Annotated in this window: 16 protein-coding genes; 6 read left to right on the forward strand and 10 right to left on the reverse strand. The window is 51.4% G+C overall.

Going from position 1 to position 15,118, the window contains the following annotated elements; all coding sequences use genetic code 11:
- Positions 1 to 331 precede the first annotated feature (331 nt).
- The 3 genes from ACFOUO_RS04180 (at position 332) to ACFOUO_RS04190 (ending at position 1,888) form a co-directional block, all read left to right on the forward strand.
- Positions 332 to 1,336, forward strand: coding sequence for an NAD(P)/FAD-dependent oxidoreductase (locus tag ACFOUO_RS04180; RefSeq protein ID WP_380702454.1), 1,005 nt, complete (start codon positions 332 to 334; stop codon positions 1,334 to 1,336).
- A 91-nt stretch (positions 1,337 to 1,427) separates the two neighbouring features.
- Positions 1,428 to 1,619, forward strand: coding sequence for a hypothetical protein (locus ACFOUO_RS04185; protein WP_380702456.1), 192 nt, complete (start codon positions 1,428 to 1,430; stop codon positions 1,617 to 1,619).
- Positions 1,620 to 1,624: 5 nt separating this feature from the next.
- A complete protein-coding gene (locus tag ACFOUO_RS04190) occupies positions 1,625 to 1,888 on the forward strand; it encodes a hypothetical protein (RefSeq protein WP_380702458.1) in 264 nt (87 codons plus the stop codon).
- Between the two features lie 34 nt (positions 1,889 to 1,922).
- Here ACFOUO_RS04190 and ACFOUO_RS04195 read toward each other — a convergent pair whose 3' ends face one another.
- From ACFOUO_RS04195 to ACFOUO_RS04210, 4 genes are all read right to left on the reverse strand, one after another.
- Positions 1,923 to 2,432 carry a DUF2179 domain-containing protein gene (locus tag ACFOUO_RS04195; RefSeq protein ID WP_380702460.1) on the reverse strand — a complete coding sequence of 170 codons (510 nt, stop codon included), beginning with the start codon at positions 2,430 to 2,432 and terminating at the stop codon, positions 1,923 to 1,925.
- A gap of 166 nt (positions 2,433 to 2,598) precedes the next feature.
- On the reverse strand, positions 2,599 to 2,886 hold the full coding sequence (locus ACFOUO_RS04200; protein WP_380702462.1) for a hypothetical protein: 288 nt from the start codon (positions 2,884 to 2,886) through the stop codon (positions 2,599 to 2,601).
- Between the two features lie 261 nt (positions 2,887 to 3,147).
- Entirely contained in the window at positions 3,148 to 3,504 is a 357-nt protein-coding gene (locus ACFOUO_RS04205) for a HesB/IscA family protein (protein WP_380702465.1), read from the reverse strand.
- Between the two features lie 122 nt (positions 3,505 to 3,626).
- Positions 3,627 to 3,851 carry a Spo0E family sporulation regulatory protein-aspartic acid phosphatase gene (locus ACFOUO_RS04210; RefSeq protein ID WP_380702467.1) on the reverse strand — a complete coding sequence of 75 codons (225 nt, stop codon included), beginning with the start codon at positions 3,849 to 3,851 and terminating at the stop codon, positions 3,627 to 3,629.
- Positions 3,852 to 4,170: 319 nt separating this feature from the next.
- On the opposite strand from ACFOUO_RS04210, the gene ACFOUO_RS04215 reads away from it, so the two are divergent.
- Positions 4,171 to 5,238: an aminopeptidase gene (locus tag ACFOUO_RS04215; protein ID WP_380702469.1), complete on the forward strand. Its 1,068-nt coding sequence runs from the start codon at positions 4,171 to 4,173 to the stop codon at positions 5,236 to 5,238.
- A gap of 51 nt (positions 5,239 to 5,289) precedes the next feature.
- Here ACFOUO_RS04215 and ACFOUO_RS04220 read toward each other — a convergent pair whose 3' ends face one another.
- Positions 5,290 to 5,550 (reverse strand): DUF1450 domain-containing protein, encoded by a 261-nt coding sequence (locus ACFOUO_RS04220; RefSeq protein ID WP_380702471.1) that lies wholly within the window; start codon positions 5,548 to 5,550, stop codon positions 5,290 to 5,292.
- A 134-nt stretch (positions 5,551 to 5,684) separates the two neighbouring features.
- On the reverse strand, positions 5,685 to 9,008 hold the full coding sequence (locus ACFOUO_RS04225; protein ID WP_380702473.1) for a phosphodiester glycosidase family protein: 3,324 nt from the start codon (positions 9,006 to 9,008) through the stop codon (positions 5,685 to 5,687).
- Between the two features lie 390 nt (positions 9,009 to 9,398).
- On the opposite strand from ACFOUO_RS04225, the gene ACFOUO_RS04230 reads away from it, so the two are divergent.
- Together ACFOUO_RS04230 and ACFOUO_RS04235 are read left to right on the forward strand one after the other, a co-directional pair.
- A complete protein-coding gene (locus ACFOUO_RS04230; protein WP_380702475.1) occupies positions 9,399 to 10,808 on the forward strand; it encodes a hypothetical protein in 1,410 nt (469 codons plus the stop codon).
- Between the two features lie 153 nt (positions 10,809 to 10,961).
- Positions 10,962 to 11,573, forward strand: coding sequence for a sortase (locus ACFOUO_RS04235; protein WP_380702477.1), 612 nt, complete (start codon positions 10,962 to 10,964; stop codon positions 11,571 to 11,573).
- A 337-nt stretch (positions 11,574 to 11,910) separates the two neighbouring features.
- On the opposite strand, the gene ACFOUO_RS04240 is transcribed toward ACFOUO_RS04235, so the two are convergent.
- The 4 genes from ACFOUO_RS04240 to ACFOUO_RS04255 form a co-directional block, all read right to left on the reverse strand.
- The gene (locus ACFOUO_RS04240) at positions 11,911 to 12,180 is read right to left on the reverse strand and encodes an HPr family phosphocarrier protein (RefSeq protein ID WP_380702479.1); all 270 of its coding nucleotides are present in this window, start codon (positions 12,178 to 12,180) and stop codon (positions 11,911 to 11,913) included.
- A 320-nt stretch (positions 12,181 to 12,500) separates the two neighbouring features.
- On the reverse strand, positions 12,501 to 12,833 hold the full coding sequence (locus tag ACFOUO_RS04245; RefSeq protein ID WP_380702481.1) for a YuzD family protein: 333 nt from the start codon (positions 12,831 to 12,833) through the stop codon (positions 12,501 to 12,503).
- Positions 12,834 to 12,895: 62 nt separating this feature from the next.
- On the reverse strand, positions 12,896 to 14,029 hold the full coding sequence (locus tag ACFOUO_RS04250; RefSeq protein WP_380702483.1) for a bifunctional cystathionine gamma-lyase/homocysteine desulfhydrase: 1,134 nt from the start codon (positions 14,027 to 14,029) through the stop codon (positions 12,896 to 12,898).
- A 2-nt stretch (positions 14,030 to 14,031) separates the two neighbouring features.
- Entirely contained in the window at positions 14,032 to 14,955 is a 924-nt protein-coding gene (locus ACFOUO_RS04255) for a PLP-dependent cysteine synthase family protein (protein ID WP_380702485.1), read from the reverse strand.
- Between the last annotated feature and the right edge of the window lie 163 nt (positions 14,956 to 15,118).

Genomic DNA, 15,118 nt, shown 5'->3' on the forward strand with positions numbered 1-15,118 from the left:
CCCTCCGCTTTCCCTATCCGAAGCGAAGATTAGGTGAAATGCCTCACAAAGACCTCCTCATCCTTTTCCTCTCTCCTTCTCTTCCGCAAAAGCCTTGTGAGGTGACAAGAATTAACTGTACAATAATGATTGGCAACAAAGGGGAAAAACGGAATCCCTATTGACTCGAATCCACTGGGCCTCATCCCTGACTATCCATTCGGCTCACGGTTTTCTTTCCCCCTTTCGATTGGTGCCTTTTTCAGGTTCATGGTAGAATACATGTCATACGGTTTTTGCCTACCCCAAAGGCGCCATGCTTTTGAGAATTGGATCGGAGGTGCAACGCCCCATGTCAGTGGATGATACACCACAAACTGAAGTGATGGATATCACGATTATCGGCGGCGGCCCCACAGGCCTCTTTGCCGCATTTTATGCTGGAATGCGAAAATCAACGGTCAAGGTACTCGAGAGCATGCCCCAGCTGGGCGGCCAACTCTCAGCCCTCTACCCTGAGAAGTACATTTACGACGTAGCTGGTTTTCCTAAGGTTCGGGCTCAAGAACTCGTCGATAACCTGGTAGAACAATGCCAATTGTTCAACCCCCATTTTTGCATAGAGGAAAAAGTACTTCATTTAGAGAAAAACGCGGACGGAATTTTTGAAATCACCACAGACAAGCGTGTTCATCTGTCCAAATCCGTCATCATTACCGCCGGCTGTGGCGCTTTCGAACCCCGAAAGCTAAATATTCCAGGCAGTGAGAAGTATGAAGATACCAACCTTTTCTATTTCGTGAAGGATTTACAACAGTTTGCTGGCAAAGACGTTTTGATTGCTGGTGGCGGTGATTCAGCGGTCGACTGGGCTAATATGTTGGAACCGATCGCCAACCAAGTGACTGTCATCCACCGACGGGATCAATTCCGCGCCCATGAAACCAGCGTGGAGAAGATGCGAAACTCCCGTGTGCAAGTGGTGACCCCGCGGGAAATCCTCGCCCTCCATGGAGAAGATCACATCGAAAAAGCGGTAATCGCCGATAAAAAACAAAACTTGGTGGAAGAATTGAATGTGGATGCCGTCATCGTCAGTTATGGATTTGTTTCCTCCCTGGGTCCGATCCAGGAATGGGGGCTGGAAATCGAAAAAGGCTCCCTGGTGGTCAACTCCCGCATGGAGACAAACATACCCGGAATCTATGCCGCCGGTGATATCGCCACCTATCCCGGCAAAGTGAAATTGATTGCCGTCGGCTTCGGGGAAGCCCCCACTGCCGTCAACAATGCAAAACAATACATGGATCCTAAAGCCCGCCTTCAACCGGGCCACAGCTCCAATATGAAACTTTGACCTCCCCCCTCTTACGAGGGGTTTTTTAGTGATTGGATGGATGTTTTTGACGAGAGGTGACAAGCTAACAAAAAAATAGAGGAGGAAATTTATGAACCGAGTTCGCAACATCTCCGCCCCCCTTTACCACTTCCTGATAACAGGGGCCACCTTGGTAATCCCTCTTCTGATCTTTTTTGGGATGAAAGGGCAGGGATTAAGTATCGTCACGGTCACGAGTATAGCGATCCTCTCTTTTCTTCTTCTGCTTGCTTGGCTTCTTATTCCCAATAAAGTGCGGTGATCGCCATGGACAGGCTGCTATCGACCGGCTGTCCCGTCTGTAACGGCTTTGAAACACAAAACACCGCCTGTCCCCATTGCAGCGAATGGATGGAAGACCGGGGGCGGTTTTTCGATATCCTGGCCGATTACAGCCCATACCGCCCCATTGACGATTTAAAGCGGACGGACGGATTCCGGGATCTTGAAGAAGCGTTGTGCCCTCATCAGCTGTTCTGCCGGAAGTGCGGCTACGAAGAAGTTATCATGATCCACGAAATACGCCTATAAAAAACCGCCACCAATCCGGGCGGTTTTTCTCTTTCTATTGAACCCGGCGCATCCAAAAGCCGCCGATAAAAGTTTTCGGTTCACTGGAGACCACAAAGGCCTGGCTGTCGACTTGTTTCACTTTGTCCACCAATTCCTTTTGGCGCTTCCTCTTGGTCAGGACCATCAGAACCAGCCGTTCCCCGCTAAGGCCCTCTCCGACCCAGGAAGTAACACCGAATCCGGCGTTTCTTAGTTGCTGCGGCATGTCTGTATCCTCTTTGCGAGTAATCACCTGAACCGTCACGTAACCCATCGCCATTTTCTCCTCGATCAAGGAACCAGTATAGACCCCTAAGGCGAACCCGAAACAATAGACGACCAGGTTGTACCAGACATCGATATTCTCCAAAACCGTGGCCAGACCCAGCATATAAATAAAGACTTCACCGAAACTAACCACCGAAGCCAGCTTTGCATTGCCTTTCATCATCACGATCAACCGGATAGTGGAGATGGTGACATAGGCGATTTGCACAAACAAGATAAAGAGAACGACACCCACTGCATTCAGCCTCCCCCGCTTGGCCAAGCCGATCTTTTCCCTACACGATTGTATGAGAAAGCCAATTCTCACCACATCATACAACACAGAAGATTGGGATGGGAAGTCTGATTTTTATCAGTAAAAAAGGCGCCTTTCACGGGCGCCGCACCTTTCAATCCCCTTTTCAATCCTCTTCTTTTCGAGGTGTGTCACTTTCTTCGATCCGCCCAGTACCCTCACCGACACGACCGCCACCCAGCCCTTCGTTTACCATCCGGTCGATTTCCATGTCGTACCGACCCAGGCCCCCGTTTTCGATATCTTTCGCCATCACCTGCTCTTTACGCCATTTTTGTTCAAGCTCTTCCTGATTATCAATTTGTCCAGTTGCACTGCCAGTGCGACCGCCACCCAGCCCTTCGTCCACCATGCGGTCAATCTCCTTGCGTTCCCGTTTTTTGTTCGGGCTCATCATCAACACCTCCGAGAATAGTCTCACCGCCGGAGCCAATCCCATCCCTCTCAGATCCCTTATTGTTGTTAAAGGGTTTCCACACCTCCGCTGAATTTAAACATGGTCCCAAAGTCCCCATGGAAAATAAAAAACCGCCCCCTTACGGTGAAGTACCGCAGGAGACGGTATAGATTATCGACTAAATCAACGGTCGCTTACCGATAAAAATCTATCGCCTAAACCGCAACTTTTTCGTTTTTCACGCCGTCCAATTAAACGTCAACATTTCTCCGGGGTGCCTTCTTCATCGGCGGTGCGGAACGAGGTGCCGCAGCCGCAGGTGGCGATCGCGTTAGGGTTGTGGATGGTAAAACCGCCGCCCATCATCGATTCTTTGTAGTCAATCTGAAGACCGCGAATCAGCTTTTCACTGTCCTTGTCCACCAATACGCGGATCCCCTGGATGGTTAGTTCTTGGTCTTGGTCGGTTTTATTTTCATCAAATCCCATGCCGTAGGTAAACCCGCTGCACCCGCCGCCCTGGACGCCAACACGGAGGTACAGGTTTTCCGGGCTTTCTTCTTCCTTCAGCATCTCCCGGATCTTATGGCCGGCTTGTTCAGAAAGCTCGATCATACAGGATTCCTCCTTTTTCAGGGTGAGCTTACGATCCCGATTGCATCCCTCTCCATTAAATTATACAGAGAAGAGAATCACGGCACAACCAACGCCCACTAATCCTAGCTTCGATCTCCCTTTCATGCACGACCGACAGCTACTTCGCGGATCCTGGATGTATAACGGCGGATGATATAGACCCCCTGGCTCTCCAGGGATTCCGACTCGTTCCATTGATTGAGCAACTCGTCCAACTGTTGACTGATCTTCACCACAGCAGGATGGGTAAAACCCAATTCTCTCGCCATTTGTTCCATCCGTGCACGAGTGATTTCTATCTCTCTTTCCAGCCAATACTGGCCCATAATGAAAGCCCCCCTGATACTCGTATCCAGTCTTTGATCATAATGGTTAAATTCCATAATACCCAAAATTAGTTGTTGATGAAACTCTTTCCCATCAACAGGAAAATGATTTGTCATATTCTTACCTCAAACGTGCAGGATATATGGACATTTTGGCGCATCGAGTAGACATTCGCCGTACGAACGTCCGTTTCCTTTTTTCTTCCGCCTTTTTTCACCCAATTTTACCAATTTATTTTTTATCAGGGTTCGGAATCTTGCCCAGTGTTTGATGAACTGTCAAAATAAGATCGTAGACTATGCCGAGAGGATGATTCAATTGCCCGATCCGCGTATCCAACAGATGGCAGAAACTCTAGTGGACCATTCCGTCGGAGTAAAAAAAGGGGACGAGGTGATCATTCGCTCCACTTCCCTGGCCCGCCCCCTCCTGGAGGAAATATACCGCCTCATTGTCCGCCGAGGTGGCCACCCCCACCTATTGCTAGGGAACGATTTTACCCGCATATTCTTCGAAGAGGCGGATGACGAACAGTTGGAGAGCGTTCCCGATATCACGCGATACATATTGGAACGGGCGGATGCCAACATCTACATTGATGCCCCTGTCAACAGGCGGGAGATGACAGGAATCGACCCTGTCAAGCTCCAGAAGCGCAACAAGGTAATGATGCCTCTCAATGAGCGATTTATGAAAGGTGAAGCCCGCTGGGTCGTTTCCCTCTTTCCCACACCCGCCCTCGCTCAAGATGCGGACCTGCCCTTATCGGCCTACGAAGATTTTGTCTACGAAGCCGTCAACATCGATTGGAACGCATTAAAGAAGACAATGGAGGCAGCCACCGCCCGTTTCGACGAAGCCAAGGAAGTACGTATCCTCAGCGAAGGGACCGACATCACTCTCAGCATCGAAGGCCGTAAAGGAGTGATTGACGGCGGGGAGAACAACATGCCCGGCGGCGAATTCTTTTACGCCCCGCTGGAACAGAAAACAGAGGGAATCATCACCTATGAATGGCCAGCGGTCATCGCTGGTCAGGAAGTTTCCGGCATCCGGCTTACCTTCCAGGAAGGAAAGGTAGTGGAAGCCCGGGCGGATAAAGGGGAGGATTACCTCCGAAAAGCTCTCGATACGGATGAAGGGGCCCGTTACCTCGGTGAATTGGGTATCGGGTGCAACTTCGGCATCCAACAACACACGAAGAATATCCTTTTCGACGAGAAAATCGGCGGCAGCGTTCACCTTGCTCTGGGCCGGGCTTATGAAGAATGCGGAGGTACCAACCAATCCGCCATTCACTGGGACATGGTAAAAGACCTTCGCAAGGGGGGAGAAATTCACCTCGACGGAAAACCGGTGCAGAAAAACGGACAATGGTTATTCTAAAACGGAAGGGGTGCCCAAAAGGGCACCCCTATCTATCGCAACCGTCCCTTATTAAAGCAGATCGAACAGCTCCTCCATCTTCCGTTTATGGTCTTCGATCGCTTGTTGGATGTTTTCTCTGAGCTTAGCCGCCGTTTCACCAGTAACGATCTCCCCGTTGACCATGGCATAGGGCGATGCGGCACAGATTTCACAGTTACCCAGGCAGCTGGTCTCCAGTACCTCCACTTCAGGGTCCTGAGCCAGCTCATCACGAATTTCCTCGACATCCGGTGTTAGACGGTTAAGGCAAAATTCCACCATCGGTTGCATCGTCGTTCACTCCTGCTCTGTCCGGATGATTCCCTGCCTGGCTACAGGGTTGCCTATTATTGTACCTCCCATCCGGAAAAAACAAAAGGTACCAATGAAAAACGAATTTCTTCTATAATCGTCGGGTTGGATATTCACTGGCCTTTGAGAGAAAAACGTTTCTCCATCCCGCCGGTTTTAACCGTTAACTCCACGCTTCCCCGACGGTAAAAACGAATCGTCCCGGTGACCGGGTTAAAACGGGCTATGGCCCGGGAATCCATAGACCCTTTGTTCGAAATAATCAACCCCTTCGTACCTTCGTACCGAACCATGGCAGGATAGCCCAGTGGAAAGGTCCACCCTTCTGCCTGCACCCCATGGAGAGGCACCTTTTCCTGCTCACCAACTGTAAATACCTGTTTCTCCAAAATGAGATCCTGCAGAATCGGGCGAACTTCCACTGTCATCCAGGGAACTTTCCGCTTTCCGGCCCTGCCAACCCCAAAGACAGCATAGCTGTAAAAACCTCCGTCATCCTGTGCCCCGTAGGCCCGTTTTCCGACTGGGCCGATGATCCCGTAAGGAATCCCATCCAACTGTCCCCAGTGGTTCACGTGAGCATGAGCGCTGATAACCGCCGCCGGTTTTCCACTCGCTTCACGAAAACGGGTCAACAGTTTCTCCAGTAATTCAGCTTCTCCACCATCTTTAAACTGGGAGGTCTTCGCCGGGAGAGGGTCTCTCAGTGGATGATGACCCAGAATGACCAAATTTTCCACTTTGGCATCTTCTTCGCTTTCCTTGAGCAATTGCTTTAATCGGAACCATTGGTTGGCATCGCTTACCCGCAGCCCTTCGAAGGAAGTGTTGAATAGAATAAAACGCGTCCTTTTGTGAACGAAGGTGCGAAACAGGGATTCCCGGCCAAAAGCATCCGCAAAATTGTCCAGATTGCCGCTGCCGTAAGTCTCGTGATTTCCTGGTATGACATAGGAAGGGGCTGATAGGTTTTCCTCCAGGATTTTTTTGAAAAAGGTATAGTTCTCTTTGGTATCCGTGTCCACAACATCTCCGTTAAAGATGACAAAGTCCACGTCTTCCTTCGACAACTCCCGGAGGGCTTGCTTCGCATTCTCCACCTCCTTGCTCCTTGGATGGGTGCTGTCCAGATGAAGGTCGTTCATCACCGCATATTTCCATTTTCTCGCAGGAATGAAACTGTGCTGCCGTACCATCGGGTGAGGAAGCGATTTTGTTCGGGGGAGGTTCAAGGTTTCTGTGATGCGAACCGTTACATCATCCAGCATGATCGATCCCTTGTCTTGCACCTTACCATCGGGCTCTACCAAATAGATCTGGTTTAACTTGATCGGGTATTGAACACCTGGCGGTACTTCGGTCTCAACATACTTCCAACCGATCCAGTCCACGTTCCGGGCTAAGTCCAATGTGTGGAAGACTCCGACGGCATCCTTGATCCGGGTACGAAGCCAGTGCCCATTCCCGTCCCCATGGACGTATACCCCAATTTTTCGTACATCTCCGGGCAGATCCATCAGACCTCCAGGAGGGTTGGCATAAACCGCCCGCGTTTTGGTAGAAGCAGTGAAATCATAGTCTAACTGAATCGCTTTTCCCCCGCGCTCCGGAGCATCCACCCAGGTAAGGCTCCCGGTGGTTTCAGCCGGTGCCTTGGAAAAAGTCCATGGGGGTGTATTCTTCTCAAAATCTTCTACCCGATTTTCTTCCAAGCCGATGGTGATTCCTGCCTGAGCGGTCAATCCACCGACCCTGGCTGTCAAAACAGCAGACCCTGTCGTTTTTTTAGGTGTGACGGTCACACTGCCATCTGGGTTGGGGGTCAGGTCGACCAAGCTGTCCTCGATAGTAAAACGGATATCCCCAGGTTCGATATAGGTCCGATACCCATTCCTATCCTTACCGGTGACAAGAAACCGAGCTTCCTTTCCCTTTTCCAAACCCATCTGTTTCGGCTCAATAGACAGTGTGACCGGTCTGCCTAAAACGTGGATGTCCGCATCGGACCTCACCCCCTGAGACCGGACTGTTACCTTACCTGTTCCGGAACGAGCCGCTCGGAAGATCTCCCCCTCGAATCTTCCGAGAGTAGCAGGTTTTGTCTTCCAGCGGATCCGGCGTGGATCGATTTTCATCGGGGCGAAAGCGGTATCGAAAGCGTCGGCGCGAAACCGGCGGGTAAAACCTTTAAATACCCGAGGTGAAGTCGAATGAATGTTGAATCCTTTTAAATGGCCGGTTTTGGCTTGGTTCCAAATCCCGATTCCATTGGGAACGGGTCGTTCCCTTCCGTCTGAGGGAGTATTGATCACCTTCAGCCCTTCTTGTCCCAATTCCCTAGCGATGAGGGTGGTAGAGCCCCCTCCATCCAAGTTAATAGCTGTCCATGCACCCTGTTCCTTCATCCAGCGGGCTAACTCCCACAAGGTCATCCCGCGGCTCTCTTTAGAGCGTCCATCAACGGCTGTCAGAATCATCTTTTTTCCGTCACGGCTGAATCCGACGGCCGTCCGGGGATGGACAGCACCGTCGTCGTGATTGGAAATTTCTCCATTCTTCACCAACATCGCTCCACCTCCGACAGCGAAGAGGAGGTTTTTCGCATCGGGCCGAGTGCCGTATTCCACGGATACCTCATCCCCCTGGTTCAGCTGACGAAGAAAATTAGCAGCTTTCCCCTTTCCGCTGAGGATGGCCTGCCCTTCCTCCAGCTGCCCTTCACGAACACTTCCTTCTCGTACTTCCGTCACCTTTCCCTCATTGAGAGTCACCTCGGTGTAGTCTGCCGGACTACCCACGAGATGACGGCGGGAAGCTTTCCCCCAGTCCGATGTGTACAAACCCAGGTCCTCCTTCCCAAGAACATGGGCGTTGATCGCATCCAACCGGCGCTCCCCGTAGGGAGATACCACTCTTCCCTCCAGAAGCAGCTGGCCCACCTGCCCCAGGCGGTCCCGAGTAACGGAAACCGCCAACCGGTCTCCACCGCTCTTACGGATCTTTCCCTCTGACACCTCCGCCCCGAAAGCCGCTTCCGTATTACCGATGTCGAAGAAATCTGCGTTCACCCCGGCGATGGCTCCGGCCCGCTTCATCTGCTCACTCAGCGATTGCGAACTGGCTACTTTTCCCGCAGTCAACAGACTGCTCTTCACTGCCGGCTCTGCGAGATCGACAGTAAGCGTGGCACCTTCTATCCAGCCGCGGGTATCAAACCGGTTAACGCTCATTAGGGCCACTCCTTTGGCGATGGCCTCCCCCGACCTTTCCTCATGGATGACCGCCGGGGCTTTTGTACCGTAGACATCAGTAGATGGAGTCTGGGACTTTAGCAGATCCTCTCCCGATTCATGGACCGGGTCCTGTGCCTGCAACGGTATGGGAGCCCAAACCAAGGACAGCACGAGCCAGACGACAATCCCCTTCCGCCAACCCATCCGCTAACCCCTCCGTTTCTCTTCTCGGCTCTTTTCCATTGAAAGTGGATCCAGTGAAGACGCTCATGATGTTAACTCTGTCAAAATCATCCGAATAATGGGACCTCTTCTAGTCCTCTCTGCCGTTTTCCTGTCTCCCCTTTTTTTAGTCGTAAAAGGGACAGGATCAGATGAAAAGTCGTATAAAAAAACTTCTTTTCGCACCCACGCTATATAGAGTGTTTAACCATCCCATTTTATACCCTTTATTCATTCATAAAACGGTATATTAATAGACGATGATCCATTTACTATTGAAACAGAATAAAGGGGGAAGTAAAATATTCTTGTAAAAGAAATAGCGGTTTCAACTAGCATGTAAAATCAAAGAACACAGGGGGAGTAGGAGCGTTGAAAAAATTGATTTTGTCAGCTTTGGCTCTCATACTGATGCTGACACTGACACCTGCAGGGCTGATCCAGGCGGCACCCATTCCAGCAGACTCGTCCGCCAATGAACAGCACCCGTCTGAGAAAGAAGGGGTAAACACAGAAAACCCGCAACAAGAAAGGGAAGGGTCACCAGCCAAAGAAGGCCCCGCCGATCAAGTGACCACCCCCGTCTTACCGAACCCGGGAAAGACCCCTCCTATGGATAAAACAAAACCTCCAGCCAAGGACCAAAAACCCGACCCGAAAAAGGAAACACCCTCCCAAGGAACTTTCGATATCGCCCTCGAGCATGAACCGACTGAAGATGGGCTGATTGTCAAAGCGTCCATCCGGGAAATTACCAACGGGGACGCCGACGGAACTTGGACCTTCCAGATGGGTTCAGAAACAATCATTCGCAAGGGAAAAAGCCCGCAACAACAAGTGGAATTCAAACTTCCGAAAAGTGAGCTGAAAGCGGGAACCGTCCATCTAATAGATGTCCGGTTCGAGGGAAACATTCAAGGAAACGCCTATTCTCTCCACGCTGAGGACGAATACCGCGTTCCGGATCTGCCTGGAGCCGACAATTTGGACCTTTCCTATGGGGTCTACCATGAAGGATTTGTGGTTAATGCGGCGCTCCCTAATGCTGAGCGTGCAAAAGGAACCTGGACCTTTACCCTGAACGGTCATACAGAAACCCTAAAAAACGTCACCGGAGTCCGACAGAAAGCTACCCTCGGTCTGAGGGACGAAGGAGCACAGCCCGGCCAACGTTTCAAGGTGCGCGTGACGTTCAACGGCAAATCCGAAGGTAAGAAGTTTCGCGCGTCCAATGACATCGCTGTCCGCTTCGTCAACGTCGATGTCACCGCTTCTTGCACGGAAAAAGGCGTGGCAGTCCAAGGTGAACTGCTCGGTGCCAAGCATACCAACGGCAATTGGACACTCATCCTCGACGGTGAGAAACAACAGAGAGAGGAATCCGGGACCACGGAATCCCCCATCCATCGTGCCCTCTTCTCCAAGAAAACCATCACCCCCGGTGAATATATCGTCCACGCGGACTATCAGGGAACCATGGATAACGGCGTTCCCGTCCGTTTATATAACGTGGCCAACAACAATCTAAAAGCCGACGATCCGTGTGTCACCGTCCCTGACACCGACGAAGGGGAAGAGGATCGTGACAAGGGAGAAAAGCCAGATGACGGCAAAGACGCTCCCTCTCCGGGTAAAGATAAAGAAACCTCCGGCAAAATCAAGAACGGTGAAAAACTGCCCGAAACCTCCGTCCGCTACCCGACTGGCATGTTAACGGGAGGCGTCCTTACCTTCATCGGCTTGACTGTCTTCGCCACCCGACGGAAATTTAACAAAAACTAATTCCCGCCATGCATTCCCCCCTGTTCTCTCCGAGTGCAGGGTTTTTTTGTCTTGCAACCTTCGGTAGAGCGAACCTATTTGTTGTCTCTCTGGTGAGCCCATGATAAGATACGGTTGTTCTGAAAACGGAATGAACCAGGGGGTCGACCCGCCTTGATCCGAGTCTTTGCTGTTATATTAATACTGGCCGGAAGCTCGATGGTCGCCTATAACGCTTATCAGTGGTGGGATCAGATCCATGTGGCTGTCCATGACCCGAAACTGGCGATGGCTATCGCGAAGGATTGGGACGACCGACGGGCAGAGCCCTCAAAAAAAGAGGGGATAAAACGAAAACAAGATCCGAAAAAGGGTGCGGTCATTGGGGAGCTGATCATCCCTCAGATCGGCGCAATCCTCCCCATTGTCTATGGAACAGGGGAGAAGGAATTGGCCAAAGGAGTGGGCCAATATATCGGATCTGGAACCGTGCTGCCAGGAGAGAAAGGTCACACTGTCCTGGCGGGCCACAGGGAAACCGTCTTCCGCCAGGCGAACGAACTAAAGAAGGGCGACAAGCTCTACGTCAAAATAGACGGGTTCATCCACACCTACCAAATCCGGAAAACATTCATTGTGGATGACGAGGATCGCAGTGTGATCGTCCCCCACGACAAACCGGATATGTCCCTCATCACGTGCTATCCTTTCAACTTGGTAGGCAGTGCTCCTCAACGCTATATCATCCGGGCAGACTTGATCGGAAGCAAACCCCAAAATAATTAGTCAGTATAAAAAAAGCTCCGGCTCACGCCGAAGCTTTTTTTATATATTTTGCGAGCGGGGAAAACCCTTAGATTTATCTATGGAGCCTAAATTAAAAGTAGTTGCTCTTTGAAAAATGGATAGCATATGGGGTTGTGCAAACCAATCGTCTTGCATGTAAAATGCTATGCGTACCTCCATGGTTGGAATGTCATGCGAAAACCAAGCAGTCATTTCAGCCTGAGACATGGTAACGAAACTCTTTTTTAACCGTGGGGCCCACGGGGTTCGCTTGGTCCATTTCTCCGGGTTACTGGAGATTACCCAAGAATCCCCTGCGTTTACGCATGGGGAGTGGTCAAAGGTCATAGTGAACCCATTGAAAGAGATGAACCAGCTCTTCTAACGCACGGTCTGCGTCAGGGCCAGCAGCGGTGAGAATTAGCCGGTCTCCCTTTTCCACTCCGATAAAGAGAGAGATCAGACCGAGCAAGCCCTTCCCATTTGCTGTGATTTTACCGTGGCAGATCATGATATGGCTGGCGAAAGAACGGGCAGTCTCCACAAAACGGGTGACCTCTCGGACAGATGGTTTACCGAGCACAGAAAAGATTCGTTTTTTTCGCATCAACCTTCCCCCTTGAACAGATTTTATCCGCTCCATATGTGCTTCTGCTCCTCACTATATCGCTTATTCATAGCAGGCACAAACATTATGTCATGTTATTTTACACAGGAAAAGCGGTTACATCTTATCCCCCCTGATCATTAGCGGTAAATCCTCCCTTTTTGTTGAATAATATGACGTATTATCTCATATCCATCCATTATCCTTTCCCTGTGTTACATTACCTAACATATAGTCCTTTGAAAAATCCCCATAACAACGCCCCCCTCTGGGATGAGGGGGGCGTTGTTATAGTCACTTATGGAGCTGATCCAATGATGTTAAGCGTCGGCTTCAAAGGCCGGCATAAGCCCCATAGAATCCAGTTTCCGCCTGATTTCTTTCAGTTTCGGATTTCCTTCGCCGACGATGTCATTATCGATCACAACCACCGGATACCAGAGATCTTCCTCCACCACCCGACGGGAGAAGGCAGCCTCCTCCTCCCCCTTCGGGTGATGGATATCGACGTAACGAACGAGGATCCGTTCCCCGTAACGACGGCCCAAAGCTGCCTCCAACCAGGCGGCGGTCTCCTTCGCCGAGGGCAGATTGACACAACTGGCACACAAATCTTCAGCACCGTAAACATGGATAACGATTGGATCAGTCATAGGAGAGACCTCCTTTTTCCCGTCGGTTCCCTGGGCGAGACCGGAGATGTCCTTGTTCGGGGTCAGCGCAGGGCTTGTTCCAAGTCCTCTATCAAGTCATCCACATCTTCAACACCTACAGAAATGCGGATCAATCCGTCTGTGATTCCCAACTCTCGGCGTCGTTCCGGTGGAATCGATGCGTGAGTCATCCGGGCCGGGACCGATATAAGGCTTTCTACCGCCCCCAAACTCTCCGCCAGGGTAAACCAGCGGGTGCGGGACAGGATTTCCTCGGCACGCTTCCCATCGCCCGCGTCAAAGGAAATCATTCCCCCAAAACCGCGGGCCTGACGGATCGCAATATCGTGATCAGGGTGGGTTTTCAAGCCCGGATAATAAACCGATCCGACGTCAGGGCGGCTCACCAGCCACTCCGCTAGCCTCCTAGCACCCGTTTCATGTTGACGCATACGAAGGCCAAGTGTTTTCATCCCCCGCATCAGAAGCCAGGAATCATGGGGCGGCAGGATGCCGCCCATGGAGTTTTGTAGGAAGTGGATGTCTTCCCCCACTTCCTTATCGCGAGTGACAACCAATCCCGCGACCACATCGCTGTGACCACCCAGGTATTTCGTGGCGCTGTGCAGGACGATATCCGCTCCGAGATCGATGGGATTTTGCCAATAAGGGGTGAGAAAGGTGTTATCCACGATAAGAAGGAGTTCCTTGGAGCGGCAGATTTCCGCCACCTTTCCGATGTCCGTTACCTTAAGCAACGGGTTGCTGGGTGTTTCCAAATAAACGGCCTTCGTTTCCGGTAGGATGGCCGCTTCCACCTCTTCGGGACGGCTGGTGTCTACGAAGGTGGAACGGATGCCAAATCGGTTGAACACTTTGGAAAGGACCCGGTAGGTTCCTCCGTAGATATCATCCCCGACCACCAGGTGATCACCCTGATCAAACCGAGCAACCACTGTCGATATAGCAGCCATCCCTGAGGAAAAAGCGAAGCCTCGAGCCCCATTTTCCAGCTCCGCGATTAATTGTTCGAGGGCTTCCCGAGTTGGGTTGCCCGTTCGGGAGTACTCATATCCGCTATGCTCACCGATCCCGTTCTGTTTATAGGTAGAAACCTGGTAGATCGGGACGCTGACGGCCCCGGTACGGTCGTCCCCAAAGACGCCGCCGTGGATCAATTTCGTATCGATTCGCATGTTTATTCTCCTTCCTCGTATATCTGCTGGCTAAGATATCGTTCGCTACTGTCAGGAAAAATCACGACAATATTGGTACCGGAGGGAGCCTTCTCAGCTTCCCGCAGAGCAGCACAGAAAGCAGCTCCGGAAGAGCTCGCAGCCAACAGCCCTTCCCGTTTGGAAAGTTCCTTTACCATATCAAAGGCGTCCCGGTCCGTCACCATGTGAATACCGTCAAAATAGGAGGGATCCATGTAACCCGGCATCAGTTCCATCCCGATCCCCTCTGTCTTGTGAGGGCCGGGCTTACCGGTCAAAATAGAGCCTTCCGGTTCCACAATCACCGTTTTGATATCCGGATTCCGTTCCTTCAGATAACGGGCGCACCCCATGAAGGTTCCACCGGATCCCGCTCCAGCCACGAAAATGTCGACCTGGCCATCCATCTGTTCCCAAATTTCCGGCCCCGTGGTTCGATAGTGGGCATCCGGGTTAGCGGGGTTTTGAAACTGCTGCGGACAGAAGGAACCCTCGATCTCTCTTTCCAGTTCTTCCGCGCGCGCGATGGCTCCCTTCATCCCTTTTTCAGTGGGGGAATTGACCACCTTCGCCCCCAAGGCGCGCATCAATTGCTGTTTCTCTTGGGAAAATCTCTCCGGGACGACGAATATCACCCGATACCCCGTCCCGATAGCAGCTAGAGCAAGTCCGATACCCGTGTTACCCGCCGTCGGCTCAATGATCGTTCCTCCCGGCTTTAACTGGCCACTCTCTTCCGCCGCCCGAATCAAGGCGAGTCCCAGGCGGTCTTTGACACTGCCACCAGGATTGAAGGACTCTAACTTCGCATAAATGCGAACCCCTTCCGGGAGCGGAAAATGTTTCACCCGGACAATCGGCGTATTGCCGATCAGATCTTTTATATCTTCATACACGTTTTTCATGGTCGATTCCCTCTTCCTAAGCACACTAATCAGCATCGGTCACACTTATCCCATCTTATCATTTTTGTCAGTTGCAGAAAAACCGTGACGGTGACGGCTTCTCCACGCTTTGAAAGACAACGGCTGAAAAGATCGATATACTATATGATGAGAAATGGATTCC

The organism is Salinithrix halophila, assembly GCF_042650125.1.
GTDB lineage: Bacteria > Bacillota > Bacilli > Thermoactinomycetales > DSM-45169 > Salinithrix > Salinithrix halophila.

Bases quoted from the DNA above. Each gene is read 5' to 3' on its own strand.
- ACFOUO_RS04180 (WP_380702454.1), top strand. From the start codon at position 332: ATGTCAGTGGATGATACACCACAAACTGAAGTGATGGATATCACGATT.
- ACFOUO_RS04185 (WP_380702456.1), top strand. From the start codon at position 1,428: ATGAACCGAGTTCGCAACATCTCCGCCCCCCTTTACCACTTCCTGATA.
- ACFOUO_RS04190 (WP_380702458.1), top strand. From the start codon at position 1,625: ATGGACAGGCTGCTATCGACCGGCTGTCCCGTCTGTAACGGCTTTGAA.
- ACFOUO_RS04200 (WP_380702462.1), bottom strand. From the start codon at position 2,886: ATGAGCCCGAACAAAAAACGGGAACGCAAGGAGATTGACCGCATGGTG.
- ACFOUO_RS04205 (WP_380702465.1), bottom strand. From the start codon at position 3,504: ATGATCGAGCTTTCTGAACAAGCCGGCCATAAGATCCGGGAGATGCTG.
- ACFOUO_RS04210 (WP_380702467.1), bottom strand. From the start codon at position 3,851: ATGGGCCAGTATTGGCTGGAAAGAGAGATAGAAATCACTCGTGCACGG.
- ACFOUO_RS04220 (WP_380702471.1), bottom strand. From the start codon at position 5,550: ATGCAACCGATGGTGGAATTTTGCCTTAACCGTCTAACACCGGATGTC.
- ACFOUO_RS04225 (WP_380702473.1), bottom strand. From the start codon at position 9,008: ATGGGTTGGCGGAAGGGGATTGTCGTCTGGCTCGTGCTGTCCTTGGTT.
- ACFOUO_RS04240 (WP_380702479.1), bottom strand. From the start codon at position 12,180: ATGCGAAAAAAACGAATCTTTTCTGTGCTCGGTAAACCATCTGTCCGA.
- ACFOUO_RS04245 (WP_380702481.1), bottom strand. From the start codon at position 12,833: ATGACTGATCCAATCGTTATCCATGTTTACGGTGCTGAAGATTTGTGT.
- ACFOUO_RS04250 (WP_380702483.1), bottom strand. From the start codon at position 14,029: ATGCGAATCGATACGAAATTGATCCACGGCGGCGTCTTTGGGGACGAC.
- ACFOUO_RS04255 (WP_380702485.1), bottom strand. From the start codon at position 14,955: ATGAAAAACGTGTATGAAGATATAAAAGATCTGATCGGCAATACGCCG.